Annotated in this window: 28 protein-coding genes and 4 pseudogenes; 24 read left to right on the top strand and 8 right to left on the bottom strand. The window is 35.2% G+C overall.

Annotated elements, in window-relative coordinates:
- Nucleotides 1-11: 11 nt before the first annotated feature.
- On the bottom strand, nt 12-1,118 hold the full coding sequence (locus tag ACFELZ_RS04420; RefSeq protein ID WP_375316595.1) for a D-alanyl-D-alanine carboxypeptidase family protein: 1,107 nt from the start codon (nt 1,116-1,118) through the stop codon (nt 12-14).
- Between the two features lie 762 nt (nt 1,119-1,880).
- On the opposite strand from ACFELZ_RS04420, the gene ACFELZ_RS04415 reads away from it, so the two are divergent.
- From ACFELZ_RS04415 to ACFELZ_RS04395, 5 genes and pseudogenes are all read left to right on the top strand, one after another.
- Nucleotides 1,881-2,078 (top strand): transposase, encoded by a 198-nt coding sequence (locus ACFELZ_RS04415; protein ID WP_375315797.1) that lies wholly within the window; start codon nt 1,881-1,883, stop codon nt 2,076-2,078.
- Nucleotides 2,079-2,081: 3 nt separating this feature from the next.
- Nucleotides 2,082-2,246: a hypothetical protein gene (locus tag ACFELZ_RS04410; RefSeq protein WP_375315781.1), complete on the top strand. Its 165-nt coding sequence runs from the start codon at nt 2,082-2,084 to the stop codon at nt 2,244-2,246.
- Nucleotides 2,189-2,647, top strand: coding sequence for a transposase (locus ACFELZ_RS04405; RefSeq protein WP_375316627.1), 459 nt, complete (start codon nt 2,189-2,191; stop codon nt 2,645-2,647). The genes ACFELZ_RS04410 and ACFELZ_RS04405 overlap by 58 nt, the downstream gene beginning before the upstream one ends.
- Before the next feature lie 15 nt (nt 2,648-2,662).
- Nucleotides 2,663-2,839, top strand: a pseudogene (locus ACFELZ_RS04400) (transposase); the annotation flags it as partial.
- Nucleotides 2,763-3,122 carry a RadC family protein gene (locus ACFELZ_RS04395; protein WP_375316659.1) on the top strand — a complete coding sequence of 120 codons (360 nt, stop codon included), beginning with the start codon at nt 2,763-2,765 and terminating at the stop codon, nt 3,120-3,122. The pseudogene ACFELZ_RS04400 and the gene ACFELZ_RS04395, both read left to right, overlap by 77 nt.
- Nucleotides 3,123-3,174: 52 nt before the next feature.
- On the opposite strand, the gene ACFELZ_RS04390 is transcribed toward ACFELZ_RS04395, so the two are convergent.
- Nucleotides 3,175-6,447 (bottom strand): UvrD-helicase domain-containing protein, encoded by a 3,273-nt coding sequence (locus tag ACFELZ_RS04390; protein WP_375316658.1) that lies wholly within the window; start codon nt 6,445-6,447, stop codon nt 3,175-3,177.
- An 81-nt stretch (nt 6,448-6,528) separates the two neighbouring features.
- Here ACFELZ_RS04390 and ACFELZ_RS04385 point away from each other — a divergent pair, with 81 nt between their 5' ends.
- From ACFELZ_RS04385 to ACFELZ_RS04355, 7 genes and pseudogenes are all read left to right on the top strand, one after another.
- On the top strand, nt 6,529-7,395 hold the full coding sequence (locus tag ACFELZ_RS04385) for a 4-(cytidine 5'-diphospho)-2-C-methyl-D-erythritol kinase (RefSeq protein ID WP_375316594.1): 867 nt from the start codon (nt 6,529-6,531) through the stop codon (nt 7,393-7,395).
- 4 nt (nt 7,396-7,399) lie between these two features.
- Nucleotides 7,400-7,765, top strand: coding sequence for an Mth938-like domain-containing protein (locus tag ACFELZ_RS04380; protein WP_375316593.1), 366 nt, complete (start codon nt 7,400-7,402; stop codon nt 7,763-7,765).
- Between the two features lies 1 nt (nt 7,766).
- Nucleotides 7,767-8,576 carry a metal ABC transporter permease gene (locus ACFELZ_RS04375; protein ID WP_375316592.1) on the top strand — a complete coding sequence of 270 codons (810 nt, stop codon included), beginning with the start codon at nt 7,767-7,769 and terminating at the stop codon, nt 8,574-8,576.
- A gap of 131 nt (nt 8,577-8,707) precedes the next feature.
- Nucleotides 8,708-8,896: a hypothetical protein gene (locus tag ACFELZ_RS04370; protein WP_341822513.1), complete on the top strand. Its 189-nt coding sequence runs from the start codon at nt 8,708-8,710 to the stop codon at nt 8,894-8,896.
- 5 nt (nt 8,897-8,901) lie between these two features.
- Complete coding sequence (gene holA, locus ACFELZ_RS04365) at nt 8,902-9,918, top strand: DNA polymerase III subunit delta (protein WP_375316591.1); 1,017 nt, start codon at nt 8,902-8,904, stop codon at nt 9,916-9,918.
- 162 nt (nt 9,919-10,080) lie between these two features.
- A pseudogene (locus ACFELZ_RS04360) lies at nt 10,081-10,326 on the top strand (PD-(D/E)XK nuclease family transposase); the annotation flags it as partial.
- 655 nt (nt 10,327-10,981) lie between these two features.
- On the top strand, nt 10,982-11,290 hold the full coding sequence (locus ACFELZ_RS04355) for a reverse transcriptase N-terminal domain-containing protein (protein WP_375316018.1): 309 nt from the start codon (nt 10,982-10,984) through the stop codon (nt 11,288-11,290).
- Here ACFELZ_RS04355 and ACFELZ_RS04350 read toward each other — a convergent pair.
- Nucleotides 11,262-12,060 (bottom strand): annotated as a pseudogene (locus tag ACFELZ_RS04350) (IS982 family transposase). The gene ACFELZ_RS04355 and the pseudogene ACFELZ_RS04350 overlap by 29 nt on opposite strands.
- 48 nt (nt 12,061-12,108) lie before the next feature.
- Here ACFELZ_RS04350 and ACFELZ_RS04345 point away from each other — a divergent pair.
- The 8 genes from ACFELZ_RS04345 (at nt 12,109) to ACFELZ_RS04310 (ending at nt 15,871) form a co-directional block, all read left to right on the top strand.
- Entirely contained in the window at nt 12,109-12,264 is a 156-nt protein-coding gene (locus ACFELZ_RS04345; RefSeq protein ID WP_375316590.1) for a hypothetical protein, read from the top strand.
- Nucleotides 12,261-13,055 carry a 4-hydroxy-tetrahydrodipicolinate reductase gene (gene dapB, locus ACFELZ_RS04340; RefSeq protein WP_375316589.1) on the top strand — a complete coding sequence of 265 codons (795 nt, stop codon included), beginning with the start codon at nt 12,261-12,263 and terminating at the stop codon, nt 13,053-13,055. The genes ACFELZ_RS04345 and dapB overlap by 4 nt, the downstream gene beginning before the upstream one ends.
- A complete protein-coding gene (gene pstB, locus ACFELZ_RS04335) occupies nt 13,052-13,810 on the top strand; it encodes a phosphate ABC transporter ATP-binding protein PstB (protein ID WP_375316588.1) in 759 nt (252 codons plus the stop codon). The genes dapB and pstB overlap by 4 nt, the downstream gene beginning before the upstream one ends.
- Nucleotides 13,811-14,181: 371 nt before the next feature.
- On the top strand, nt 14,182-14,466 hold the full coding sequence (locus ACFELZ_RS04330; protein WP_375316587.1) for an IS630 transposase-related protein: 285 nt from the start codon (nt 14,182-14,184) through the stop codon (nt 14,464-14,466).
- A gap of 37 nt (nt 14,467-14,503) precedes the next feature.
- Nucleotides 14,504-14,701 (top strand): transposase, encoded by a 198-nt coding sequence (locus ACFELZ_RS04325; RefSeq protein ID WP_375315805.1) that lies wholly within the window; start codon nt 14,504-14,506, stop codon nt 14,699-14,701.
- A 3-nt stretch (nt 14,702-14,704) separates the two neighbouring features.
- Nucleotides 14,705-14,869, top strand: a complete 165-nt coding sequence (locus ACFELZ_RS04320) for a hypothetical protein (protein WP_375315781.1) — start codon at nt 14,705-14,707, stop codon at nt 14,867-14,869.
- A complete protein-coding gene (locus ACFELZ_RS04315; protein WP_375316627.1) occupies nt 14,812-15,270 on the top strand; it encodes a transposase in 459 nt (152 codons plus the stop codon). The genes ACFELZ_RS04320 and ACFELZ_RS04315 overlap by 58 nt, the downstream gene beginning before the upstream one ends.
- A gap of 31 nt (nt 15,271-15,301) precedes the next feature.
- A complete protein-coding gene (locus tag ACFELZ_RS04310; RefSeq protein ID WP_375316618.1) occupies nt 15,302-15,871 on the top strand; it encodes an IS630 family transposase in 570 nt (189 codons plus the stop codon).
- Between the two features lie 3 nt (nt 15,872-15,874).
- Here ACFELZ_RS04310 and ACFELZ_RS04305 read toward each other — a convergent pair.
- Both ACFELZ_RS04305 and rmuC read right to left on the bottom strand, forming a co-directional pair.
- Nucleotides 15,875-16,531: pseudogene (locus ACFELZ_RS04305) on the bottom strand (hypothetical protein); the annotation flags it as partial.
- Nucleotides 16,532-16,737: 206 nt separating this feature from the next.
- A complete protein-coding gene (gene rmuC, locus ACFELZ_RS04300; RefSeq protein ID WP_375316586.1) occupies nt 16,738-18,069 on the bottom strand; it encodes a DNA recombination protein RmuC in 1,332 nt (443 codons plus the stop codon).
- 169 nt (nt 18,070-18,238) lie between these two features.
- Here rmuC and ACFELZ_RS04295 point away from each other — a divergent pair, with 169 nt between their 5' ends.
- The 4 genes from ACFELZ_RS04295 to ACFELZ_RS04280 all read left to right on the top strand — a co-directional run bounded on the left by ACFELZ_RS04295 (nt 18,239) and on the right by ACFELZ_RS04280 (nt 19,473).
- Nucleotides 18,239-18,385 carry a GIY-YIG nuclease family protein gene (locus ACFELZ_RS04295; protein ID WP_375316585.1) on the top strand — a complete coding sequence of 49 codons (147 nt, stop codon included), beginning with the start codon at nt 18,239-18,241 and terminating at the stop codon, nt 18,383-18,385.
- A 321-nt stretch (nt 18,386-18,706) separates the two neighbouring features.
- The gene (locus tag ACFELZ_RS04290; protein WP_375315805.1) at nt 18,707-18,904 is read left to right on the top strand and encodes a transposase; all 198 of its coding nucleotides are present in this window, start codon (nt 18,707-18,709) and stop codon (nt 18,902-18,904) included.
- Nucleotides 18,905-18,907: 3 nt separating this feature from the next.
- A complete protein-coding gene (locus ACFELZ_RS04285) occupies nt 18,908-19,072 on the top strand; it encodes a hypothetical protein (RefSeq protein WP_375315781.1) in 165 nt (54 codons plus the stop codon).
- Nucleotides 19,015-19,473, top strand: coding sequence for a transposase (locus tag ACFELZ_RS04280; protein ID WP_375316627.1), 459 nt, complete (start codon nt 19,015-19,017; stop codon nt 19,471-19,473). The genes ACFELZ_RS04285 and ACFELZ_RS04280 overlap by 58 nt, the downstream gene beginning before the upstream one ends.
- Nucleotides 19,474-19,525: 52 nt before the next feature.
- Here the strand turns inward: ACFELZ_RS04280 and ACFELZ_RS04275 are convergent, their stop codons facing one another.
- The 3 genes from ACFELZ_RS04275 to ACFELZ_RS04265 all read right to left on the bottom strand — a co-directional run bounded on the left by ACFELZ_RS04275 (nt 19,526) and on the right by ACFELZ_RS04265 (nt 24,628).
- Nucleotides 19,526-20,386, bottom strand: a complete 861-nt coding sequence (locus tag ACFELZ_RS04275) for an IS982 family transposase (protein WP_375315786.1) — start codon at nt 20,384-20,386, stop codon at nt 19,526-19,528.
- Between the two features lie 231 nt (nt 20,387-20,617).
- Nucleotides 20,618-21,976: a hypothetical protein gene (locus ACFELZ_RS04270; RefSeq protein WP_375316584.1), complete on the bottom strand. Its 1,359-nt coding sequence runs from the start codon at nt 21,974-21,976 to the stop codon at nt 20,618-20,620.
- Nucleotides 21,977-22,048: 72 nt separating this feature from the next.
- Nucleotides 22,049-24,628 carry a valine--tRNA ligase gene (locus tag ACFELZ_RS04265; protein WP_375316583.1) on the bottom strand — a complete coding sequence of 860 codons (2,580 nt, stop codon included), beginning with the start codon at nt 24,626-24,628 and terminating at the stop codon, nt 22,049-22,051.
- Nucleotides 24,629-24,640: the final 12 nt, after the last annotated feature.

The raw sequence follows: 24,640 nt of genomic DNA, 5'->3' as shown, positions 1-24,640 counted from the left end.
ATATATTAAACTTAAAATAACATTCTAAAAAACTTTTCTACGAAATTCAATTCCTGTACGTCATTTGCTGCATAAAGAGGTGTAGTTTGTTGCTCAATACCTAGTATTTCTACAAAAACTTTGCCCACTTCTTGACCTTTTTTAATGGGTGCAGGTATCATATCTTTATATTCAATACGCACCTTAATTTGGTCATGCAATTTGCGGTTGTAAGTTATGGTAACATCGTTTGCAACTGTAATAGGCACTTTTTTATCTTTTCCATAGAGAACATTCACTTCCTCAACTACACTGTCTTTAGCAAATATTTTCTTAGCATTAAAATGATTTAAGGAGTATTGTATCAGTCTCTTTGCTTCTTCTATTCGCTCTTTCTCAGTGTTTAAACCATTTACGACAGCAAAAATTCTCCTATCATTTCGTTTTGCAGATGCTACAATGCCATAACCACCAGCATTTGTATAACCGGTTTTTAAACCGTCAACCCCAATGTCATGAAAAAGTAGAAGATTTTTATTCTTTTGTGCAATTTCGTTATATGTCAAATATTGTTCAGAAAATAAATCGTAATATTCAGGAAAATCAGTGAAAATCCTTTTTGCCAGCATTACCAAGTCTTTTGCGCTCATAAAATGATCTCCATCTGGCCACCCGCTTGAGTTGACAAAATGACTGTCATTCAGGTTCAAATTTTGTGCAACCTCATTCATTTCAGCCACAAAGTTCTCTTCTGATCCTGCAATACCCTCGGCTAGTGTTATGCAGGCATCATTACCTGAGACTATTGTAATTCCTTCGAGTAATTCCCTCACCGTAACGGATTGACCTTCTTTCAAAAACATAGAAGAGCCTTTTCTTTCCCACGCTTTTCTGCTTACTCGAAATTTATCCTCCATATTTATTATTCCAGCTTTTAGATAATCGAAGGCTATATATAAAGTCATTAACTTGCTCATTGAAGAAGGGGCCATTTTTTCATCGGAATTATGGTCAAAAATGAACGAGTCTGAAGCTAAATCTAAGACTACTGCTTGCTTTGCTTTGGTTCTAAACTGGTATGAGTATGAAGAAAAAGGAAGTATAAAAACTAATAGCAAAATTACCAATCTGCTTAACATATCTATAATTTTAAATTTACAGTGCACTAATTAATAGTATAATTTTACAGGGGCATTTCAATAGATCTCTTGCATAAAAATTCCTTGACAAGCTTTGCCAGCCCCCTTATCATGACAGTGAAGCTATTGTATTTGCTTTCGCCAATCTGCAGATTAAAAGGTAAGGATTACTTAATGTATCGGCGTCTTATGTTTAATTTTTTGCAGTATATAGATACTGTATGTCTTTACAAAACTTCATCTACATCTAGGTTTTTATCTAAATAAGCTGAACGCGCTTATAAAGCGTTACAAGACATCAAAAAATGCCAATACTCGACAGAGATAGCATAAAGACTAGCTAACTCGGGGATTCTTTGTCTTTTTTTCTGCTTAGTAAATTTCTTAAACATTTGCAGCGTAGGTTAGTTGCAATTAAAAGCAGCTGAATTTCGCTTGTCAAGCGTTTAAAACATAAAAAACGCCAATATTTTAAAGCGGATAATAACCACGGGGCTTCTTTTGCCTTTTTTTTCGTTTGGTAAATTTCTTAGTATTTATAGCTAACATGAACTGGGCAGGAAGGTGTCATTCCAGTGCTCCTTTCTCGTCATCCCAGTGCCCAGACACTGGGATCTAGCTAAGTTAGTGAGTGTAAAAGTAGCCAACCTTACGTTAAAACACAACGTTCTTGATGAGATTGCATAAAAACTGGATTCCTTAGAGCCTGTCTTCAAACTAAGTAGAAAGGAGTTAAGAAGTGTGTTATAAGATATATTTTAAATGTACCCAAGCGATATAAGTGACAAAGAATGGAAGATAATAGAGCTATATTTTGAACCTAAAAAGACCGGCAGACCAAGAAAACATAGTATTAGAACAATTATTAACGCAATTCGCTATGTGATGAGAACAGGATGTCAATGGAGACAACTGCCTAAAGATTTTCCACCATGGAAAACAGTGTATAGTTGTAATTAGCGATTGAAAAAAAGTGGAATATGGCAAGAGATTCATGATTTTCTAGTTAAAAAAGTAAGAGAGATAATTGGTAAGAATGAAACTCCATCAGTGGGAATAATAGATAGCCAATCAGTAAAAACTACTCAAAAAGGGGATCCAGAGGATATGATGCTGGCAAGAAAGTAAAGGGTAGAAAGCGCCACATCGTTGTAGATACTGTAGGTCTTGTAATTGCTGCTGAAGTACAAAGTGCAAGCATTCAGGATCTTGATGGTGCACTAAATCTTTTTGTTCAAGCCAAATGCAAAGCTCCAACATTACATAAGTTTTTTGCTGATCAAGGATACACAGGTAAATTGCAAAACCTCTGCTTATTGGAAACTGGATGTTTATTGACGATTACCAAGAAAATAGTTGATACAGGATTTCAGGTTATTCCCAAACGTTGGATTGTTGAGAGAACCTTTGCTTGGCTCTCCAATTTTAGACGTATGAGTAAGGATTATGAGCATTCTCCTCTCACTTCAAAAAACAACATCTTCTTTAATATGATCACTATTATGCTTCACAAATTAGCTCATTCTTGAGTTTGAAGACAGGCTCTGAGAAAAAGGTCTATCATTGAGACTGTTTTTGGTTACCTAAAAAATAGACTAGAAATTGAACACACTCGCCATAGATCCCCTGTTAATTTTTTGGTTCATATCTTTTCTACTCTCATTTCCTATTCCATCAAATCCACAAAGCCTTCTATTTCCTATACTTTCTTCCTTCCTTAATCCAGAATTCGCGTTAATAGCGGAAGACCTGCAAAACGTTGGTACAGTAGATCAAACTCCTCTTTATGTCAGAGAGATCATCAAGCGCGCACTTTTGATTGGTTCAACATCCATTGTAATATCTCACAATCATCCAAGCGGAGATACACAACCTTCAAATAGCGATATATCTCTCACTAGACAACTAGCAGAAGCTTGCCAAAGTATAGGAATAGAATTAATAGACCACATTATTATTACATTCAGTAGCTATTTTAGTTTCAAGGAAAATAGGTTGTTGTGAAAGCTTGTAGATTTTGAAATCCTTTTTATTGCACTCTTGTAATCAAGTTTCGTTAAAGGTCAGATTGAATGGTTAAATCTTCCACCCAAATAACCACACACTCTACTTGCTTGTTTGGATATATTTCTTGTACTAAGGTTTTATAGGTCAGCATTTGCTTTTTTATTTCATTTAATAAGGAAACAGAAACGTTACGGTGTGATTTGTAGTCAATTATGATCGCTTTATCTTGCGTTATGCATAGCCTATCTAGTCGTACTAATACTGGTTCGCCATCGATTATTCCACTCAGTGTAATCTCTGATTTGCCTTCTAAGTCAAACAAATAGCCATATTTTTCATTAAAGGCCAATATTTTACTGTAAATTTCATCCTTATCTTCACTGGTGTTTATATTGTCAAGATATTTTCTGATCCAGTTTTTTCTCCTTTCTTTTTCTATCTTGGGCATATACTGCAATATGCTGTGAATGATCAGGCCTCTTGCATAACCATCTGTCATCCAAGTAGCTGATACTGGTTCTCCTTCTTTTTTACTGGATTCCAGTGTCAAGCACTGGAATGACATTGATAGGTTTGGCGGAAGGGAAATGACTGGAACGTCAAAATAATCACGTTTTTTATAAATGTAAGGGTAGTTTGCATTCACACATAGCACTTCAACTTTTTCTTTAAATATTGGCTGTAAGTATGGTTGTTTCTTTTCATATGGTTCTCCATATCTTGTGATTAGATCATACCAAGAGCCCTTTTGCACTGGCTCTTTACTTAAGATGTATAACTCATCTTCAGCACGTGTGAGTGCTACGTATAATAAACGCAAATATTCATTATAATCCTCTAGTTTTTTCTCTCTTTTTACTTGATCACAATAAGCGTTGTTGTTTTTTCCACACCAAAATGGCACTTCTGTTCCATCAAAGATAATGCTTTCACTGTTTCTTGGCACTGTGTTTGTATCAACCAAAAATACTATGGGAGCTTGCAGACCTTTTGATTTGTGAATTGTCATTATTCGCACAGCATTGCGTTCTGATTGCATATCATTCTTAATCTCCGGGTTATTCTCCTTGATCCACTGAACAAATGCTTGAAGAGATGGGTTTTCAAATTGCAACACAAGGTTCATAAATTCGTCTAGAACCTCGAAGCACTCAAGACCTAGCCTTGCAGCAAATTTCTTCTTACCTGTACGCAATATATGTGTAAATAGTGCAAGAGGAGACTCTATGCGAGATAAGTTAATGAGATAGTTTAATTCACTATAGATAACCACAGAATAATCCTGAATTCTTTCCCATAGTGAATGCTCTTTACGGTCATATGCAATGTTAAATAAATCATCCTCGGTAAAATTGAATAACGGTGATTTTAAAGCATTTGCAAGAGCTAGATCATTTGCCTGGAGGAGTAAAAATTCGGCCAAAGCTATTAAGTCCTGCACGGCTATATAGTCCATAATTCTAAAATAATCTCGGCCTACAACTGGCACGTTTGCTTTTTTAAGTTCGCTTATTATGTAATCAACTAACACGTTTCGTTGCCGTACCAGAATCACAATGTCCCTTGGCTCTATATGGCGATCTTTAGCGACTAAAATCCGCCCTTCGTTTAACCAATTGTGAATTCTGTTGGCTATTGTTTGAGCAAGTAATCGGTCTGTTATTATATAATCTTCCCTGCATGTCAGAGGAATTTGTAAAGCTCGCTGTTCTTTCTCTTTACACTTTGGTAACGCTGGCCAAATTTCAATATATCCTTGATCATTTTCTCTATGTGGAACATGTTTTATTTCATTATCAACAAAAGATATTTCTGCGCGGAAGTTGTTAAATATTCTATCTACAAGCATTAAAACTTCTGGAGTTGAACGAAATGACTTTTCAAGTTGGCATGATATCCAATCTCTGCCACCAGTTTTCGTATGAAAGTATTGTTGCATGTAGTTGAATAGATAGGGATTTGCTCCTTGAAATCTGTATATGGATTGTTTTACGTCACCAACTACAAATAAGGTTCGCTTTTCATTATTACCGGCAAAAAATTCATCGCAGAGATTTGTTATAATTTTCCACTGGCTGATGCTATTGTCTTGTGCCTCGTCAACAAGGATGTGATCTATTTTTTGATCCAAGTTAAACAATATCCAATCTTTGTAGTTTGGATTGCTGAGAAGATTTGTTGCTAAGCCAATTATATCATTGTAGTCAAGCAGTGCGTTTTTTGATTTTTCGCTACTGTATAGATCAACATATACTTTAAATATACCAAGTAAGCTACTGGTTCTCTTGAATATTTGATAAGAGTTCATGTCTTTTATATGAGTAAACACTACATTCTGAACGCTCTCTATTATTTGCTCTGCATCTCTAAATTTTTCCAAAGTACTTTTTGTTGCAATGGATGATATGCTCTTTTTTTCGTTTGATTCCGATTTTAAAAAGACCTTGACTAGGTTTTCTACTTTAGTGTCATTCCAGCGCGTGACGCTGGAATCTACACTTCTTTTCTTCTGGATCCCAGTGTCAGCTACTTGGATGACGGGGAGTGATGTTGGGATGACAGATGGCTTTGTGCTGTCACACCAATCATAGAGCATTGCACTATAACTCTGATCTCTTTTACTGCCTTCACTTAATATCTCGGCTAATCTTTTTATGTGCTCAGTCGTTTCACTCTGTAAGTCATGAATCTCATCTGGAGCACTGAGTTTATCTTTGACATATTCTGAATCATTTTCTGATATCGATCTTTTTATACATAAAGTATAAAGCAAATCGCGTAGTTTATTTTCATCAATTTCAGTTGCAATGAAGTTTATACTATCTTGCACAGCCTCATTATGGAGCGCTTTATCAAATACGATAGAATGTAATTCTTTACATTCACTCAGTGTACAATTTGGAGCGATGCCAGCTTCTATGGGAAAGTTGGAAATTAATTTGTAACAGAAAGCGTGTATGGTTTGTATAGTTAGACCAAGATTTTCCAATTCAGAGAAAAGCCTTCTTGCTTTTGTTAAATAATCTTTATTTTCTCTGGTCGAGCACTGGGATGACAAATAGGGGTACATCGGAAAGAAATCTAATTGTTCTAAATCTGCTATCAACACACTCTCTGAGCATATTGCCCACTTACTGAGTATGCTGTGAATACGATTCTCCATCTCGTTTGCTGCAGCATTGGTGAACGTTAAGCAGAGAATATTTCTTTTGTTTTCTAATAAAAGTCTCAATACTCTGTCTATTAAGATTTTTGTTTTGCCTGTACCAGCGGACGCATTTACCCATACAGAGAAATTAGGATTTATGGCATTTTTTCTCATCAGAAGTGCGAAAACCTTATAGAAGTTGACTAAAATAGCATTATACATATAATGTAAAAATAATCTTAGTGAAGATATATAATGAAAAGTTTTTGTGTAAAGGCGCCTGCAAAAATCAATCTTTTTTTGCATGTTGTAAATAAGAAGGAAACAGGATATCACTTGATTGAAGGTTTATTTGTCTTTGCTAATCTTTCTAATTTTTTGGAAATAAAAGTAGGTGAGAAGTATTCTAGATACGATAACTCTACAGTTGAATTTGTAAATTCCGAACTTAGAATTAATAACAGGTACAACACCGTAATGAGAGCAGTTAATCTATTGCTTAGATATGCTCCTGCGCGAACTAAAGTCACTGTAAAGGTTGTGAAAAATATACCAATTGCTGCGGGTTTGGGCAGTGGCTCCTCAGATGCTGGAGCTGTGGTACGTACGCTAGGGAAGCTGTGGAAGATTGATAGGACGATTTTAAATGAAATAGCTTTAAGCGTTGGTGCTGATGTTCCTGCGAGTATAGATAGCAAGCCAGTTTTTGTTAGAGGTATTGGTGAAGAGTTGTATCCCATAAAAAAATTCTCTCTACCCACAAATGTAGTACTGGTGAAGCCGAAAAAAAAGTTTTTGAGCACACTAGAGGTATTTTCCAAACATGAAGGAGAATTTTCTGAGCCAATTAAATGGAGCGATGACGCTGAAAAGGATTTGTTGAAGTTTCTTAAAGAGACGAGAAACGATCTTCAAGAGATAGCAGTAAGTCTTGTACCTGAAATTCAGGATGTGATATCAACACTTGAGTCACAAGAAGGCTCTATACTTTCTCGCATGTCAGGCAGTGGTGTATCATGCTTTGGAATATTCGATAGTGAGGAAAATGCAAAAGCTGCTGCAGTTAATATCAGAGAAAAGCAACCAGAATGGTGGGTATGTGACACTCAATTAATAGTTTGACTTTATGGATATAACTTCCTTAATTTCCGAGAATAAAAATCTTATAAATGGTTACAGGGAAGGAAAATTTTTGGTGAATAATAGAGAATATTGCGGCTCAATTATAGTTTTTCCTGAAAAGGTGATTAAATTGAAAGAAAGTGATATAAATAGCAAGGAACATTTTAAATCTTTTTTAACAGAGGAAATAGAAATTTTGATAATAGGTACTGGTAAAACACGCAATATACCAAGTTCTTCAGTGAAGTCCTATCTTATGGAACAAAAAGGTTTAAATTTTGAATTTATGACAACCGGTGCAGCATGCAGAACCCATAACGTTTTAATATCCGAAGATAGATTTGTTGTCAGTTATCTAATAGCCATATAGCATGCTTGAAATGTTTACCCAGGACTTTTTCATCAATAGTCTAGTTGCAGTAGTCGTAATTAGCCTAGTAACAGGCGCTTTAGGATCGTTTATGATATGGCAAAGGTTATCTTATCTTGGTGATAGTTTGTCCCATTCTTCGTTGCTTGGTGTTGCACTTGCTTTAATCTTTAAGATTAGCCCATCGCTTAGCATAATACTCATTGCAATTACATTTGCTATACTACTTTCTCTTAATTTTAACAGATTATATTCTGCTGATACGATATTGAACATTGTTACCAATGTAGTTTTATCATCGAGTTTAATACTTATGTCTTTTCTTCCATCGGGCAATAATAGTATTATTAGCTCACTGTTTGGTGATATATTAACGCTCGATCAAAGTGATATAATATTGATTTTTTTAATCTCTGTAATAGTTACTTTGATATTAATATTTAGATGGCGTTATTGGTTAATGATTTCAATTAATCAAGATTTAGCAGTAGTTGAGAAGATTAATATTAATTTTGTTAGACTAGAATTTTTAATCACTCTTGCTATATTTATAGCAATTGCTGCCCAATTAATAGGAATATTACTCATTGCTGCATTTTTGCTAATACCAGCAGCATCTGCAAGGCTCATTTCGAAAACTCCAATGCAGATGATTATTATTGCAACAGTTTTTTCTGTGATTTCTGGGATATCAGGTCTGATGTTATCTGCAAGTTTTGATTTGTTAACTGGACCTGCAATTATACTTGTTGCAGCCGTATATTTAATTATCGCTTATTTTATAAGGTTAGTATTAAGCAGGTTGGCTTGATTTTAGTCTCGAATGTTAATAATTTTGTAATATACTCATTATAAAACATCACCATCTTAGCACAAAACAGTCTTTGCTATATTATTGTTTATGTGGTAATGATAAGCTGTTAATTTTATGGAGTAAGCAATATGAGCGAAGAAGGATTTTTTTCCAAATATATATCTCAACCTGTGAAAAAATTTTATAATTATATTACAGGAAAAACAGAAGAGTCGGATAATGTGCAGAGTACGGCAGATGATGTGCACAATATTGTGCAAGAAAACTCAGAGTCTTTGGATACTCATGTACAATCAAATGAGAATGATATCATATAGATGGCATGAGGGTCATACCATCCAAAGTTAAAAAATTCCTAGAGAAACCTGATGCTTTAAGTGGTGTGTTAATTCATGGAAGTGATAACAGTAGGGTTGGTTTTTATGTACAAGAAATAATTGCCAATTTGGATGAGTATTCAGTTCAGGTGATGGATTTTGCAATAGTGAATAAGTCACCCGGTTTACTGTTTTCTGAATTGGCAAACATTTCGATGTTTACCAGCAAAAAATTAATTAAGCTGATAAATGTGAGTGGAGGTATATCCAAAGAGTTAAAAAACGTATTGGATTATAACGCAAGTGGCCACTATGTAATGATGGTAGCAAGTGATCTTCCATATAATTCTGCGACTAAAAGTTATATGGAGAGTTCAAAAATTTTTGGTGTGATTGCTTGCTATAAGGACAGCAACAGCAATCTTTATGACATTATATCAAGTTACTTAAAACAAAATGATATAAAATGTACAAATGAAATAATCTACCATTTGCAATCTTACTTTAATCATAGCAAGCTGCCTATATGTTCAGAACTTGAGAAGTTAGTTTTGTACTTAGGGGAGAGAAAAGACCTAAAACTTACTGATATAGAATTATGCTTTTCAACTTCCGGCAACGACTATGCTACACTTGATGATCTATGCTCTGCCATAGCAAGTAAAGATATGTCGCGCTTCATTAGAATTTCTGATGCATTGATATCGCAAGAAAATTTTTCACCGATAGCACTAATTCGCATTATATCAAATTATTTCCTACGCCTTGAAAACGTTTTGCTGTCAGTGCAAGGTGGAATGAGTGAGCAGGCTGCGATTGATCAGCTAAGCCCTCCATTGTTTTTTAAACAATTGCAGAGCTTTAAATCTCATTTGAAAAGTTTGCAACTTTCAGAACTTGAAAAGATTTTGGAAGAATTGATAAGCTTAGAAGTTACCTGTAAAAAAACTGATTTAGATCATAAAATGATTTTTCAGCAGGTGATTTGTCATATTACAAATACAATTACTTGCTATAGCTAACAAAGATAAGGTGTAACCAGACTGCATTCTGTGAAAAACACGATCTTTCATTTGAGCTTTCTTCAATTTAAAATAAATACAGAAACTAGCTATCTTCAAAAATATGGTTGAATAATTGTTAATAACAGTGTATAATTATTAATATTTTCAAGCATTTTTGCCATGGCTCTTTCAAAATTTCTCGATCCTCGCAATGATTTGTGTTTCAAAAAAATCTTTGGAACGGAAAAAAATAAGAATATCCTGATCCACTTTTTGAACGATATTTTAGGGTTTACTGAGATAAATGCAATACAAGAAGTTGAGTTTCTTAGCACTATTATGGATCCTGAGATTGCTTCTGATAAACAAAGTATTGTTGATGTTCTCTACAAGGATTCTCACGGAAATAGATATATAGCAGAAATGGTGCGACCTGAAAGTCTTCGGTCATATTGTTTAAAAGGAGAGGAATTCCTCCAGAAAGAAACTGAAAGGATTCTAAAACTTATTAAACCAGATGTTTTGCCATCTGAGTCTACTCATTAGTGCGAATCGGGCAACCGGTTGGTGCCAAGCGATGCGGACAATGAACCTCCTCTTGAAAAAGAAGATGCTCAATCGTGAGAGGAGCATAAACTACAAGCATCATGTGGTTGGAGAGCTAGGCTAGTGGTATGGTGAACGTAAGTGAAACTTCAAAGTATCGTAATTATGAAAGAGCTAAAGATGCTGATAAGCTCTAACCAAAAAGGTAATGTGGATAAGTTACATTTTTCATTTCTAGATGTACGCAAATAATAACTCCACCGGTATAGAGAAGTCACCTAACCCACTGTTGTATGACAGAAGGAACAGGGTAAGCCTGTATTTTCGCCTACATGGCAAGCAAACCGCAAGGAATGCTGATGGAAGTGCAGGTAAAGGAGAATGGAGAAAGCGAATGCCATTTTGTAACGAAATGGATAGAATTTGTAACATTAATTCGCGTGAAAACGAGCAGACTTCCATTTGGTCCCTCGTGACAAGAAACTTTGTTAACCACTTAAGGTAGGAAAGCAGATGATTACAAGTAAACCTGTAAGTGCATCTACCGAAAGCATGGAAGCAATTGCCATGGAAGAAATGCCAGAAAGTTATTGTGAGGCTACAAAGACGTATTGTTAAGGCTGTCCAAGAAGGAAGATGGGGTAAGGTAAAAGCTTTACAACATCTTCTCACACGCTCTTTTAGCGGAAAAGCTTTGGCTGTTAAGAGAGTAACTGAAAACCGAGGAAAAAACACAGCGGGTGTAGATCGTCAACTATGGTCAACTTGCAATGCTAAATTTCAAGGAATAAAGCAGTTAAAACGCGAATTCTGGATTAAGGAAGGAAGAAAGTACAGGAAATAGAAGGCTTTGTGGATTTGATGGAATAGGAAATGAGAGTAGAAAAGATATGAACCAAAAAATTAACAGGGGATCTATGGCGAGTGTGTTCAATTTCTAGTCTATTTTTTAGGTAACCAAAAACAGTCTCCTTTTTTCACGTTGGTAACAAGTTTCAAACCTCGGTCAAACAGCTTCTGAAAAAGCTCTTTTGCAATATAACCTTTGTCACCAAACAAAAGGCCGATTAATTTTTCCGTCAGATTTGGCACAGGTATCCTATCATCAACATTGCCTTTTGTTAGCGTAAGTGCATGAATTTCAACATTTTCATTGATTACCATATGTAATTTGAAACCAAAAAACCAGCCGTAAGTGCTCTTGCTTAATTTTGCAATTCCAGCAAAAACTTTGTTTTTGGATATTCTTTTTGCATGACAAACTGCAATGGGAGTTGTGTCTATATATGAAATTCCAGTGTTTTCTGACTGTCCACAAAGCCAATGCAACAACATTGCTAAATGCCACAAAACCCTAGGCTTTAGAGCAACAAACCTGGTATATGAAGGTAACTTTGGAAACTCTGATTTGTAGAGCAACGTTAGGTAATGTAGATAGAAAGTTTTACACGGAGATTGTTGATATAGCAGGATTATTGTCATGATTTCGGAGTGCTCAATTTCCGTTGTTCTTGTGGGGTTTTTACCATTTGGCAGTAGTTTATCTGCAAAATTTTTCTCTATATCTCTGCAAAAATCATCGACCAAACAAAACAGTTTTGTTATATCTTCCATGGGTAACCTCATCTATTTTTTTATCACTGCTGAGTTTACCCTGTTTTCTTGCCTTTTCTATTCTCCTTTAATCCAGAATTCACGTTACTAGTTAGCGGAATCTATCCGCAACGGCATGACGTGTTGCTTGGGTCAGCTATAGAATATAGATCAGAAGTGACAGAGCTTAAAAAAAGGCCTAATATAACACAAAAAGCTTTATGAAAATCAGAGTTGGAGTAATAGGCTGCTTAGGCAGAATGGGCAAGAAAATACTCAATGAATTAATTACAAATGCCGAAGTGGAAATAGCAGGTGCTGTTGCCCGTTCAGGCGGTAAGTACATAGGCTTAGATATTGGACCAATTATAGGCTGCGGTTCCAATCTAGGAATTGAAGTTACAAGTTCTATTAGTGGCATATTTGAGTCATCTGACGTTGTAATAGATTTTACAACTAAAGAATGTATGTTAGACTGCCTTAAAGCAGCTGTAAAATTTAAAATACCTCTAGTTAGTGGCACAACTGGAATAGAAGGTGTCGATTTAAAAGAGTATGCTGCTGAAGTTCCAATATTATGGTCAGCAAATATGAGTGTTGGGGTTAATGTGTTGCTGAAATTGGTAAAAAAAGCTGCTGAGCTTTTAGGTAATGAATATGACGTTGAGATTTGGGAAATGCATCATAACTTAAAAAAGGATTCACCATCTGGAACAGCTATAGAACTTGGCAAAACAATTGCTAACGCTTCAAAAGTGGATTTTCAGTCCAATCAATATTTACATAGTGGTTCAAACATAAGAAAAAAGGGGGGAATAGGTTTTGCAGTATCTCGTGGAGGTGGAGTAATAGGAGATCACAGCGTGATGTTTGTTAATTCTGATGAACGGATAGAACTAAACCACAAAGCAATTGATCGCACAACATTTGCTAGAGGAGCTGTTCAAGCAGCAGTATGGCTATATGAAAATAAAAGAGAAATTCCGGGGCTCTATTCAATGCAGGATGTGATATGAGCAATACACGTGCCTCTGTTAAAGATTTAAATCTCTGTTATGGCTCTAAGCAAGTTTTATTCGATATAAATTTGAATATTTATAAAAGAAAAGTTACTACTTTTATCGGACCATCCGGGTGCGGTAAATCAACATTTTTGCGTTGTTTTAATCGTATGAATGACTATGTACCTGGATGCAAAACTGTTGGTGAATTAGATATCGATGGGCTGGGTGATATATATTCACGCGATATGGATGTTGTGCTACTCAGAGCAAAAGTTGGCATGGTATTTCAAAAGCCAAATCCTTTTCCAAAATCAATATATGACAATGTTGCTTATGGGCCAAAACTGCATGGTATGGTGAAGGATAAGCAAAAATTGAATGAGAGGGTGGAAAATAGTTTAACTAAAGTTGGCTTATGGGAAGAATTAAAAGACAGATTGCAAGATAGTGCACTCGATTTATCCGGTGGCCAACAACAGAGGCTATGCATCGCTCGCGCAATTGCAGTGAAGCCAACTATTTTATTAATGGATGAACCGTGCTCCGCTCTTGATCCAATGGCAACCAATGCAATCGAAAATCTTATACAAGAGCTGAAATTAAGGTTTACTATAATTATGGTAACTCATTCAATGAAGCAAGCTAAAAAGTTATCTGATAGTGTAATTTTCTTTCATAATGGCAGAATTGTTGAGTCTGGAAGCACTCAAGAAATATTCGAAGATGCTCAATCTCCCTTAACAAAGGAGTATATCCTGGATCATTAAATTTCTGTCATCAAAGTAGCTTGACTAGCTTTGTTTATCTGTTTTAACGCTCCACTAAACGGATACCTAATTGTTCAACGCTATCAATTTCAATTTGTAAAGCGTCCTTTATAAACTTATCAGCCTGGTCTGTACTCATAAAAACTGTATGTTTATTGGGCATTAATTTTTCTATAGTGGCTCTATCTTTTTCGTCATATGTATATTTAAGAAGCTCATCAATTTCTTTGTCCTTCAGATGAGATGTGCAATTATATAGCTAACCGAAATAAGGTTTCCTCAAAGGAGTGTAAAAAGGTATAATACTGCTTTAATTAAGGTAGAATGATGGCAAAGCCATATAGTGAGGACCTGAGGGAACGAGTTTTAAAGTGGTTGACGAGAAAAAAATGACTATGGAAGAAGTAAGCAAGATGTTCAAAATTGATAGAAAAACTATATACTGGTGGAGGAAAAGAAGAGAAGAAACAGGAAGTATAAAACCGTCTTCAGGCTACCAAAAGGGACATAGTCATAAAATTAAATACTTAGATGGCTTTGTCAAATTTCTGGATGAAAACCGAGATATTACGGTTGAAAAAATAATTGAAAAATTTGGCAACATGTGCAAAGACACAGTCTACAATTATCTTAGAGCCTGTCTTCAAACTAAGTAGAAAGGAGTTAAGAAGTGTGTTATAAGATATATTTTAAATGTACCCAAGCGATATAAGTGACAAAGAATGGAAGATAATAGAGCTATATTTTGAACCTAAAAAGACCGGTAGACCAAGAAAACATAGTATTAGAACAATTATTAACGCAATCCGCTATATGATGAGAACAGGATGTCAATGGAGACAACTGCCTAAAGATTTTCCACCATGGAAAACAGTGTATAGTTGTAATTAGCGATTGAAAAAAAGTGGAATATGGCAAGAGATTCATGATTTTCTAGTTAAAAAAGTAAGAGAGATAATTGGTAAGAATGAAACTCCATCAGTGGGAATAATAGATAGCCAATCAGTAAAAACTACTCAAAAAGGGGATCCAGAGGATATGATGCTGGCAAGAAAGTAAAGGGTAGAAAGCGCCACATCGTTGTAGATACTGTAGGTCTTGTAATTGCTGCTGAAGTACAAAGTGCAAGCATTCAGGATCTTGATGGTGCACTAAATCTTTTTGTTCAAGCCAAATGCAAAGCTCCAACATTACATAAGTTTTTTGCTGATCAAGGATACACAGGTAAATTGCAAAACCTCTGCTTATTGGAAACTGGATGTTTATTGACGATTACCAAGAAAATAGTTGATACAGGATTTCAGGTTATTCCCAAACGTTGGATTGTTGAGAGAACCTTTGCTTGGCTCTCCAATTTTAGACGTATGAGTAAGGATTATGAGCATTCTCCTCTCACTTCAAAAAATAACATCTTCTTTAATATGATCACTATTATGCTTCACAAATTAGCTCATTCTTGAGTTTGAAGACAGGCTCTTAGAAAAGTAAACTATACATATAAAAAAAACTTTTCTTTATCAGGAAAGGAATGAAGAGAAACGCAAGGAGTTCATAAAAAAAATAGAAGGAATAGAAAAAGAAAACTTGATATTCATAGATGACTCTGGAGTAGAAGACAACAGATTTTATGAATATGGGTGGTCTCAAAAAGGCAAGAGGTTATTTGCCGATAAACCAGGGTTTAAAAGAAAGAGGGTAAGCATAATAGGAGCACTAAATGAGGGAAAAGTTAAAGCTTCCTGGGTAATTGAGGGCTACTGCAACAGCGAGATTTTTGATGCTTATGTAGAAAATATACTTGTTCCTATATTAAAACCTGGACAGACTATTGTTCTCGATAATGCAAGCTTTCATAAATCTGCAAGAACGAAAAATTTGATAGAAAATGTTGGGTGTAAAATTTTGTTCTTGCCGCCATACTCACCGGATTTAAATCCGATTGAGAAGTTCTGGTTTGCCATTAAGCATGCCATAAGAAAAGTGCTGCCAAGCTTTTGGCCCAATATTAATTCGGCTATTGATTTTGTCTTTCAGCTCTCGGGGAAATCTTACTTTGGTTAACTATAACTTTTTCACTGCATTGTATAAATTTGCTGATTCTGGTTTACAATGCCCACTATTATTGTCTATATAAGTTATTTTACCATTTACCACTTTTATTAAACCAGAACATAAAACTGGCCTACCACCTGCAAGAGTTGAATGACGATAAGCCCATTCGCTTTTATTAACATTAATATGTTCATGAGTGACTAGCTTTCCATCAAGCGTGATCACATAAGCTACACAACCTTTTTCTCCCTTACTAATTTTATCAGTTGTATCATATAATTTGCCTTTAAAGCCTTTTAACTTATTACCTTCTATTTCTGGCATTAAGCCTATGTATAATTTTCCTTTATAAGTAATTTTAGTATGTTCTATTTGATCATCTGGAGTAAAATACTTAACCTTTGTATTAGTTCCAGGGATTTTTCTTTCTTTAACTCCAACTTCTGGAAATAAATTATAGCGTAGAAAAAAATATGTAAATTTACTTTCTATCCAGTGTAAAATTCTGTTTATAATACCAAAAACTTTTTTGTTACCTAAATCAATAGAGAGTTGCTGTTCTTTTGGTACTGTTTTATGATTGGACTTTGTACCAGATTTGCCAAATTCTTTGGCAGCATATTTAAACTTTTCTAGTAAATATTCCTTACGCTCTTTTGATACTAACATTTTTACCTCACCAACTATTATTTTATATTATTTTAGACAAAAAGTCAATTTTTTCCTTAATATGTTAATAAAAGAAAAAGCGGCAGCAAGCAGATAAGCTATATATAAATATTAAAAAAACGTGAATCTTGCTTGTGTTAATCACAAATGCTAAAGCTAGATCTAAAACGCCTATGGTCTGGCTCTTGAATGGTTATATAAGAAGTCTAATCTACTTTCAATTCCCCAGTATGTAAACTGCGCGGTAAGGACTCTAATTCCTTTGCAGCACTTAAACTTTTATTTTTTGCATGTATACCAAGCTTATTGAATTCTCGGGCAGCAGGAAACACCCTTGCTTCAAGCGAACCAGCAGTTTTATTATAATGATCGACAGCACTTTTTAAGCTCCTGCGCAAATTATCAAAGTTTTCGCCCATTGTGCAAATGCGCTCATACAAAATATGACCTAGTTCACTGATTTTCTTTGCATTTTCAGCTATCATCTCTTGCTTCCATCCATATGCTATTGCTCTCAGCAACGCAATTAGAGTGATCGGTGTTGCAATGATCACTTTTTTTTCCACTCCAATCTCTATCAAAGCAGGCTCATATTCCAGTGCTGCGCTAAAAACCCCCTCCCCTGTTAAGAAAAGCACCACAAGTTCTGGCGTATTTTCAAATTGATTCCAATACTCTTTTTTACCCAAGTCATTTATGTGTTTTTTTATTGCCAGGGAATGATTCTTTAATTTCTCCTTTTGTATTTGCAAATCATTTTGTGATATAGCATCCATGTAAGAATCAAGCGGCACTTTAGCATCTATTATTATTTGCTTTCCAGATGGCATTTTGATTATTAAATCAGGACGCAATAAATTATCCTCGTTTTTATCAACCACTGACGGCTGAGTAAAAAAATCGCAATACTCAATCATTCCCGCCATTTCTACCACTCTCTTTAACTGCATTTCACCCCACTTTCCTCTGATGTGGGGCTTTCTCAAGGCATTAGCAAGGCTAGAAGTTTGGTTCATCAGCGCTCCAATTTGCTCCTTTAAACCTTCATAGGCCCCTACCCTCTCCTTTTCTAGCTCACGTATTTCGTTATCGAATTTTTCTAATTTTTCTTTTATCGGAGTTACAACTTCGTTAATCGTTGCTTGTCTTTTTTTGAAATCGCTTTCTGTTTCTTTTAATTTACTATCAATTACTTCCTTTGCTAAGTTCAGAAAATTGTTATTGTTCACTTGCAAGGCATCAAGAGAGAGCGCTTTAAAAGTGTTTGTTAATCTCTCCTCTGCTTTTGTTAGTAATTCTATTTCCTTTTTCTTTTCCTCACGTTCTTTTTGCAGAGTTACTTCAAGTTCTGCTCTTTTGACCCTTAAATCAACTATTTCTTCATTCTTCGTAAGCAAACTTTGTTTTGTCTCTTGAAGTTCTTGCTCTAATTTACATAAATTACCCTCAAGGTTTGCTTTCTTTTCGCTCAGTTTTTTTACAATAATGTAGAAAAATAGTAATAGAGAAACAACCAGAGCTATAGAATTGAAAAGCATCAGAATAAAAGAACTGTGTTTACAATTCTATATGATTTTTGTGTGTATAGCTATAAGTAACGACGTCATACCGCACACAACTGTACGAATGTCTAGTTTAGTTATAAAATGTATATAAAATATTAACCGCTGATGTCATCCCAGTGCGTGACACTGGGATCTAAATTTTATGAAAAACTATTATATTTATATACTTGCAAGTAGACACAATAAGGCTCTATATATAGGTGTTACGTTGAATTTAATTAAACGAATTTGGGAGCATAAGAACAAGGTTATTCCCTGTTTACATCGAAATATAATGTGCATAAATTAGTTTATTTCGAGGAATTTCAAGATGTAGATTCGGCTCTTAATAGAGAAAAACTTTTAAAAAGTTGGAAAAGAGAATGGAAAGTCGATTTAGTTGCAAGAAAAAACCCAAATTGGTATAATTTATATTATGAAATCACGAAATGAGATCCCAGTGTCACGCACTGGGATGACACAAGTAGGAGCTGGGATGACAACGTTCATACAGTTTGCACGGCATGACGTACTTATTTATATAGTATAATATAAAAAAAAGAACACCTAAGAGCCTGTCTTCAAACTAAGTAGAAAGGAGTTAAGAAGTGTGTTATAAGATATATTTTAAATGTACCCAAGCGATATAAGTGACAAAGAATGGAAGATAATAGAGCTATATTTTGAACCTAAAAAGACCGGTAGACCAAGAAAACATAGTATTAGAACAATTATTAACGCAATCCGCTATATGATGAGAACAGGATGTCAATGGAGACAACTGCCTAAAGATTTTCCACCATGGAAAACAGTGTATAGTTGTAATTAGCGATTGAAAAAAAGTGGAATATGGCAAGAGATTCATGATTTTCTAGTTAAAAAAGTAAGAGAGATAATTGGTAAGAATGAAACTCCATCAGTGGGAATAATAGATAGCCAATCAGTAAAAACTACTCAAAAAGGGGATCCAGAGGATATGATGCTGGCAAGAAAGTAAAGGGTAGAAAGCGCCACATCGTTGTAGATACTGTAGGTCTTGTAATTGCTGCTGAAGTACAAAGTGCAAGCATTCAGGATCTTGATGGTGCACTAAATCTTTTTGTTCAAGCCAAATGCAAAGCTCCAACATTACATAAGTTTTTTGCTGATCAAGGATACACAGGTAAATTGCAAAACCTCTGCTTATTGGAAACTGGATGTTTATTGACGATTACCAAGAAAATAGTTGATACAGGATTTCAGGTTATTCCCAAACGTTGGATTGTTGAGAGAACCTTTGCTTGGCTCTCCAATTTTAGACGTATGAGTAAGGATTATGAGCATTCTCCTCTCACTTCAAAAAACAACATCTTCTTTAATATGATCACTATTATGCTTCACAAATTAGCTCATTCTTGAGTTTGAAGACAGGCTCTAATGATGAAAAATTACGAAAAACGCGAATTCTGGATTAAGGAAGGAAGAAAGTATAGGAAATAGAAGGCTTTGTGGATTTGATGGAATAGGAAATGAGAGTAGAAAAGATATGAACCAAAAAATTAACAGGGGATCTATGGCGAGTGTGTTCAATTTCTAGTCTATTTTTTAGGTAACCAAAAACAGTCTCAATGATAGACCTTTTTCTCAGTAAAATCTTCTCATTTAACGAAATCAATGTATTTTTCATACCTTTTTTCACCTTGGTAACAAGTTTCAAACCTCGGTCAAACAGCTTCTGAAAAAGCTCTTTTGCAATATAACCTTTGTCACCAAACAAAAGACCGATTAATTTTTCCGTCAGATTTGGCACAGGTATCCTATCATCAACATTGCCTTTTGTTAGCGTAAGTGCATGAATTTCAACATTTTCATTGATTACCATATGTAATTTGAAACCAAAAAACCAGCCGTAAGTGCTCTTGCTTAATTTTGCAATTCCAGCAAAAACTTTGTTTTTGGATATTCTTTTTGCATGACAAACTGCAATGGGAGTTGTGTCTATATATGAAATTCCAGTGTTTTCTGACTGTCCACAAAGCCAATGCAACAACATTGCTAAATGCCACAAAACCCTAGGCTTTAGAGCAACAAACCTGGTATATGAAGGTAACTTTGGAAACTCTGATTTGTAGAGCAACGTTAGGTAATGTAGATAGAAAGTTTTACACGGAGATTGTTGATATAGCAGGATTATTGTCATGATTTCGGAGTGCTCAATTTCCGTTGTTCTTGTGGGGTTTTTACCATTTGGCAGTAGTTTATCTGCAAAATTTTTCTCTATATCTCTGCAAAAATCATCGACCAAACAAAACAGTTTTGTTATATCTTCCATGGGTAACCTCATCTATTTTTTTATCACTGCTGAGTTTACCCTGTTTTCTTGCCTTTTCTATTCTCCTTTAATCCGGAATTCACGTTAAGAGTAGCTAAGGAACTAGCTACAAAATAAAATGTGTTAGCTTTGTTAAACAAATTGCTCATTACTCCCCTCCCCTCATGAACAAAACTTCAGCAGTCTTGTATATATTTATTAAAATTCTCTTATCTGTGGAGGTCCCTGCACTTACATCGTTAAGGTGTGATAGGAATTATTTGTTGCATCTCTAAAAAGCGATAAATTAGGGCTGCCGGTACTTGTATTAGGATTTTCGTGATTTAGTTGCTCTGAATTTTCTTTATTCTCATCCTCATCTTCCTTTTTAGGAGATAGAGATTTTCTAGTATATCTTCTTGGTGTGGATGTGCGAGGAGAAAGTGGTTTCGGGAAAGTTAGTCCATTAGCGAGCTTATTTTCACCTGTTCCTTCAAATTCTGATGAATGTTCACTGCTTACATCTGAAGAAATGGAATGACTTGGCTTGTCTTCCTGCCCAATTACTGCTTGCAGACGTTTAACTTCTCTTTCCAAATCAGAATTACGTTTTCTTAATTTACTGCATTCGTCATCAAAATCTTTTTCGCTACTTTTCAACTTACTGTTATTATCGCGCAATTTTTCATTTTCTTTTCTTTCTTGATCCAAAAGTTTATTTAACTCTCCGATCTTATTAAGATCTTTAGTTTTTTCCTCTTCTAATTCCTTGCATAGTTTTTCTTTTTGTTCTAAATCTACAGCTAGTTGGTGCATTTTTTTTGTTAGTTCACTTAACTTTTTTGTCGATAGTATTTCTTCTTCCTTTTCCTTTGCACTCTTTAATTCAGTTTGTAGAGAAGAAGTTTCGCCTTTTTCTTTTCTTAACTGCACTACTAATTCTCCTACTTTTTTCCTTTTCTTTTCTAAACATGTTTCCAATTCTGTTATTCTTTCTTCTAATAAAAGAGCTAAAGTTCCTTCATATTTTAATTCATGTAACTGCCTTTCTAAGGAATCTACTTCTTTTTGAGGTTGAGATAACTCCTCCATTAAAGAACCTACTCTTTCATTCAATCTTGCATTTTCATCACGTAACTCTTTAGTATAATGAAGAGAATTTTTCTTTTCACATTCTAGCTGACTTACTTTCTTATTTAATTCTTTTACTCTCTCGTCTAAACCCTGCTTTTCTCGAGTTAATCTATTTAGTTGATTATTCAATTCCTCCACTTCTTTGCTTGCAGCTTCTTTTCCTAAAGCTATTTTATTTTCTAACTCTTGTACCTTACTCTTAAATTGTTGTTTTACGCTTTCTAACTCTTGCTCTTTTTCAGCAAATTTATTTTTCTCAACCTCTATTTTCTTATTATTACTAATCATCTTGCATGAAAGTGCGAGTATCAAAGTAGATAGTATAGATAGACTCAAGGCAACAGGAAGAGCTACATTAAAGGCTGCAATTGTAGATAAGAATGCAACATAAGGAGCAACAGCAAGTGTCCCAGATGCAAGCAATACCAAAGTAGCAAAAGCACCAGCTATAAGATATGGATTGGTTTTACTATACAAATCCCTCATCCTCACAACTAATAATGATTATAATAGATAGCATGGATATCAAAGGAAGTAAAGCTATAAAAATCAGTATAAGTCTATATTCACTATGTATTTCCCGTCTTCAGTTTCAAGCTCAGACTGCATCCACTCTATCATTTCCGCATTGCAAACTGCTTGTAGGTCATTCTGCGCGGATTGATTCAATTTGTCCTCTCGTAGATCTGCTTTTATCACTAATTTCTTTATCAAATGCTTAACTGATACATTATTATCTGCTTTTATCTTTCTGATAATGTTTAATATCTGCACGCAATTGTCTCCCATTTCCTCTGAATATTTATCGTAGATAAGCTCTTCTTTGCTCGGCCAATTACTTTGATTGTGTACAGAATTATAACTATACAACTGGTGGTATATCTCTTCTGTAATGTAAGGCAAAAAAGGTGCAAATAACCGCAAAATAACATTTAACACATACGCCAAGCTTTGTTTTGCACTTAAGGTTGCTTCACTGCTTCCGTACGCGCGTTTTTTTACTAATTCCAAGTAGTTATCACAAAAATCCTTCCAAAAAAATTCCTCTATTACGCCCAAAGCTTCGCAGTATTCAAACTGTAATAGGTTATTCGTTGCTCTTTCTATAACTTTGTATAACTTAGACAATATCCACTTATCTATTGTCTCGTGAGCAGAATTTATGCTCATCACTTGATGCTTTTCCATGAACATGGAAACAAACTTGCTAGCGTTCCAAAGTTTTGTAACTAGGCGCTTGCCAATTTTAAATATATTTTCAGAGTAGACTGTATCAACTCCAAGCCTTGAGTTCGCTGCCCAATAGCGTACTACATCAGCTCCATAAGTTTCAAGTATTACATGAGGAGTGATGATGTTACCTTTTGATTTACTCATCTTTTTCTTATCATCGGCTAAACACCAACCGCTGATCATAATGTTTTTCCAAGGTAAAGAATCTGCATGATAATGTGCTTTCAAAATCGTATAAAAAGCCCAAGTTCTTATTATCTCATGGCTCTGGCTGCGCAGATCTGCAGGAAATATTGTATTATAGCGATGATTTGGTAAGCTAAACTCACTGTTTACTGCCAGTGCACTTAGTTGAGGAGTAATTGAACTTGTGGCCCAGGTATCCATTACATCTTGATCTGGGATAACCTCTTCTTTGCTATACCCTTTTGGCAAATCTTTGAGTGGATCTATAGGTAGGTCCTTTATCTCAGCTAGAATAATTTTACCTTCTTCTCCCTTACGTTTGGAATACCACGCTGGAAATGGCACACCAAAATAGCGCTGCCTTGAAATGCACCAGTCCCAATTTAGCCCTTCTATCCACACTTCCATGCGTTTACGCATATTGCTTGGATGCCAATTACATTCTTTTACTTTATCTAATACTTGAGCTTTTTGCTCTAAGGTCTTGATAAACCATTGATAAGTAGGCAATATCTCAAGTGATGCACCAGACCTTTCTGCGCATTTGACAGAATGAAAAATGCTAGTGCTTTCTATCAAAAGTCCTTTTCCACTCAAGATTTCAATCATCCTCTTTCTTGCTGCTGTAACTTTCAATCCATTGATTTCATTGTAGATTCCAGCGTCACGCGCTGGAATGACGCCTGGGTGTGGTGAAATGACGTCTTCTTTTGTCATCTGAGTAGCCTTTTCTCCTGTCATCCGAGTAGCTGACACTGGGATCCATTCTTCTATTTCCTTATTGTATGTTGGAATGGCACTGGAGTGAATACCTTGCAGATTCATCCTCCCATCCTGATCGATGATAATTTTCATCGGTAGATTATGCTTTTGCTGCCAATATATGTCGAGTTCATCACCGAATGTACAACACATAACAAGCCCAGTGCCTTTATCTATTTTAACCTTATCATCAGCTATTATTGGAACTTTTGTCTCTGTGATCGGCACCACGGCTGTTTTGCCAATCAGATGGGTGTAGCGCGCATCCTCTGGATGACAAAAAACTGCAACGCATGCGGGAAGTAACTCAGGTCGCGTAGTTGCAATATTGATCTGCTCATTTTCTTCAGTAGAGAAAACTATCGTGTTTAAGGATGACTCAAAAACTTTATCTTCTATTTCTGCTTGCGCAATTGCGGTTTTATCAACCGGATCCCAAAGGATGGGCTGCATTTTTCTATACGCATATCCCTTATTATATAGATCAATGAATGACATTTGTGAAAGCGTCACAGTTTCCTTGCTGATTGTATGATATTCCAAACTCCAGTCATAACTAATGCCAACTGATTTAAATAATTCCTTGAATTCTTGCTTTGATTTTTCAATAACTTCATGGCACATCTCTATAAATTTTTCTCTGCCAACTTCTTTTGCACGGGTTTTATAGGTCTGCTCAACCAATCTTTCGGTAGGAAGCCCGTTATCATCAAACCCAATTGGATAAAACACATCTTTTCCCAGCATGCGCTGAAACCTTGCAATAAAGTCTGTATGGCAATAGCTAAATATATGGCCGATATGCAGTTTTCCCGATATTGTCGGTGGAGGCGTGTCTATAGTGAAAGTGTTATCCTTTTCACCGTTCCACTTATAAACTTTACTGCCTTCCCATAATATGTTGTATTTCTTCTCGATTTCTTGAAAGCTGTATTTTTCTTTTAACATAAATATTTCTTA

It is taken from the genome of Wolbachia endosymbiont (group A) of Colletes cunicularius, from assembly GCF_964264715.1.
Lineage (GTDB): Bacteria > Pseudomonadota > Alphaproteobacteria > Rickettsiales > Anaplasmataceae > Wolbachia.
The sequence above is the reverse complement of the archived record's forward strand: the minus strand, read 5'-3'. Positions and strand labels throughout refer to the sequence as shown.

Bases quoted from the DNA above. Each gene is read 5' to 3' on its own strand.
- ACFELZ_RS04325 (WP_375315805.1), top strand. From the start codon at position 14,504: ATGTACCCAAGCGATATAAGTGACAAAGAATGGAAGATAATAGAGCTA.
- ACFELZ_RS04375 (WP_375316592.1), top strand. From the start codon at position 7,767: ATGCTTGAAATGTTTACCCAGGACTTTTTCATCAATAGTCTAGTTGCA.
- rmuC (WP_375316586.1), bottom strand. From the start codon at position 18,069: ATGCTTTTCAATTCTATAGCTCTGGTTGTTTCTCTATTACTATTTTTC.
- ACFELZ_RS04290 (WP_375315805.1), top strand. From the start codon at position 18,707: ATGTACCCAAGCGATATAAGTGACAAAGAATGGAAGATAATAGAGCTA.
- holA (WP_375316591.1), top strand. From the start codon at position 8,902: ATGAGGGTCATACCATCCAAAGTTAAAAAATTCCTAGAGAAACCTGAT.
- ACFELZ_RS04415 (WP_375315797.1), top strand. From the start codon at position 1,881: ATGTACCCAAGCGATATAAGTGACAAAGAATGGAAGATAATAGAGCTA.
- ACFELZ_RS04275 (WP_375315786.1), bottom strand. From the start codon at position 20,386: ATGGAAGATATAACAAAACTGTTTTGTTTGGTCGATGATTTTTGCAGA.
- ACFELZ_RS04390 (WP_375316658.1), bottom strand. From the start codon at position 6,447: ATGAGAAAAAATGCCATAAATCCTAATTTCTCTGTATGGGTAAATGCG.
- pstB (WP_375316588.1), top strand. From the start codon at position 13,052: ATGAGCAATACACGTGCCTCTGTTAAAGATTTAAATCTCTGTTATGGC.
- ACFELZ_RS04295 (WP_375316585.1), top strand. From the start codon at position 18,239: ATGAAAAACTATTATATTTATATACTTGCAAGTAGACACAATAAGGCT.
- ACFELZ_RS04380 (WP_375316593.1), top strand. From the start codon at position 7,400: ATGGATATAACTTCCTTAATTTCCGAGAATAAAAATCTTATAAATGGT.
- ACFELZ_RS04370 (WP_341822513.1), top strand. From the start codon at position 8,708: ATGAGCGAAGAAGGATTTTTTTCCAAATATATATCTCAACCTGTGAAA.
- ACFELZ_RS04420 (WP_375316595.1), bottom strand. From the start codon at position 1,118: ATGTTAAGCAGATTGGTAATTTTGCTATTAGTTTTTATACTTCCTTTT.
- ACFELZ_RS04385 (WP_375316594.1), top strand. From the start codon at position 6,529: ATGAAAAGTTTTTGTGTAAAGGCGCCTGCAAAAATCAATCTTTTTTTG.
- ACFELZ_RS04265 (WP_375316583.1), bottom strand. From the start codon at position 24,628: ATGTTAAAAGAAAAATACAGCTTTCAAGAAATCGAGAAGAAATACAAC.
- dapB (WP_375316589.1), top strand. From the start codon at position 12,261: ATGAAAATCAGAGTTGGAGTAATAGGCTGCTTAGGCAGAATGGGCAAG.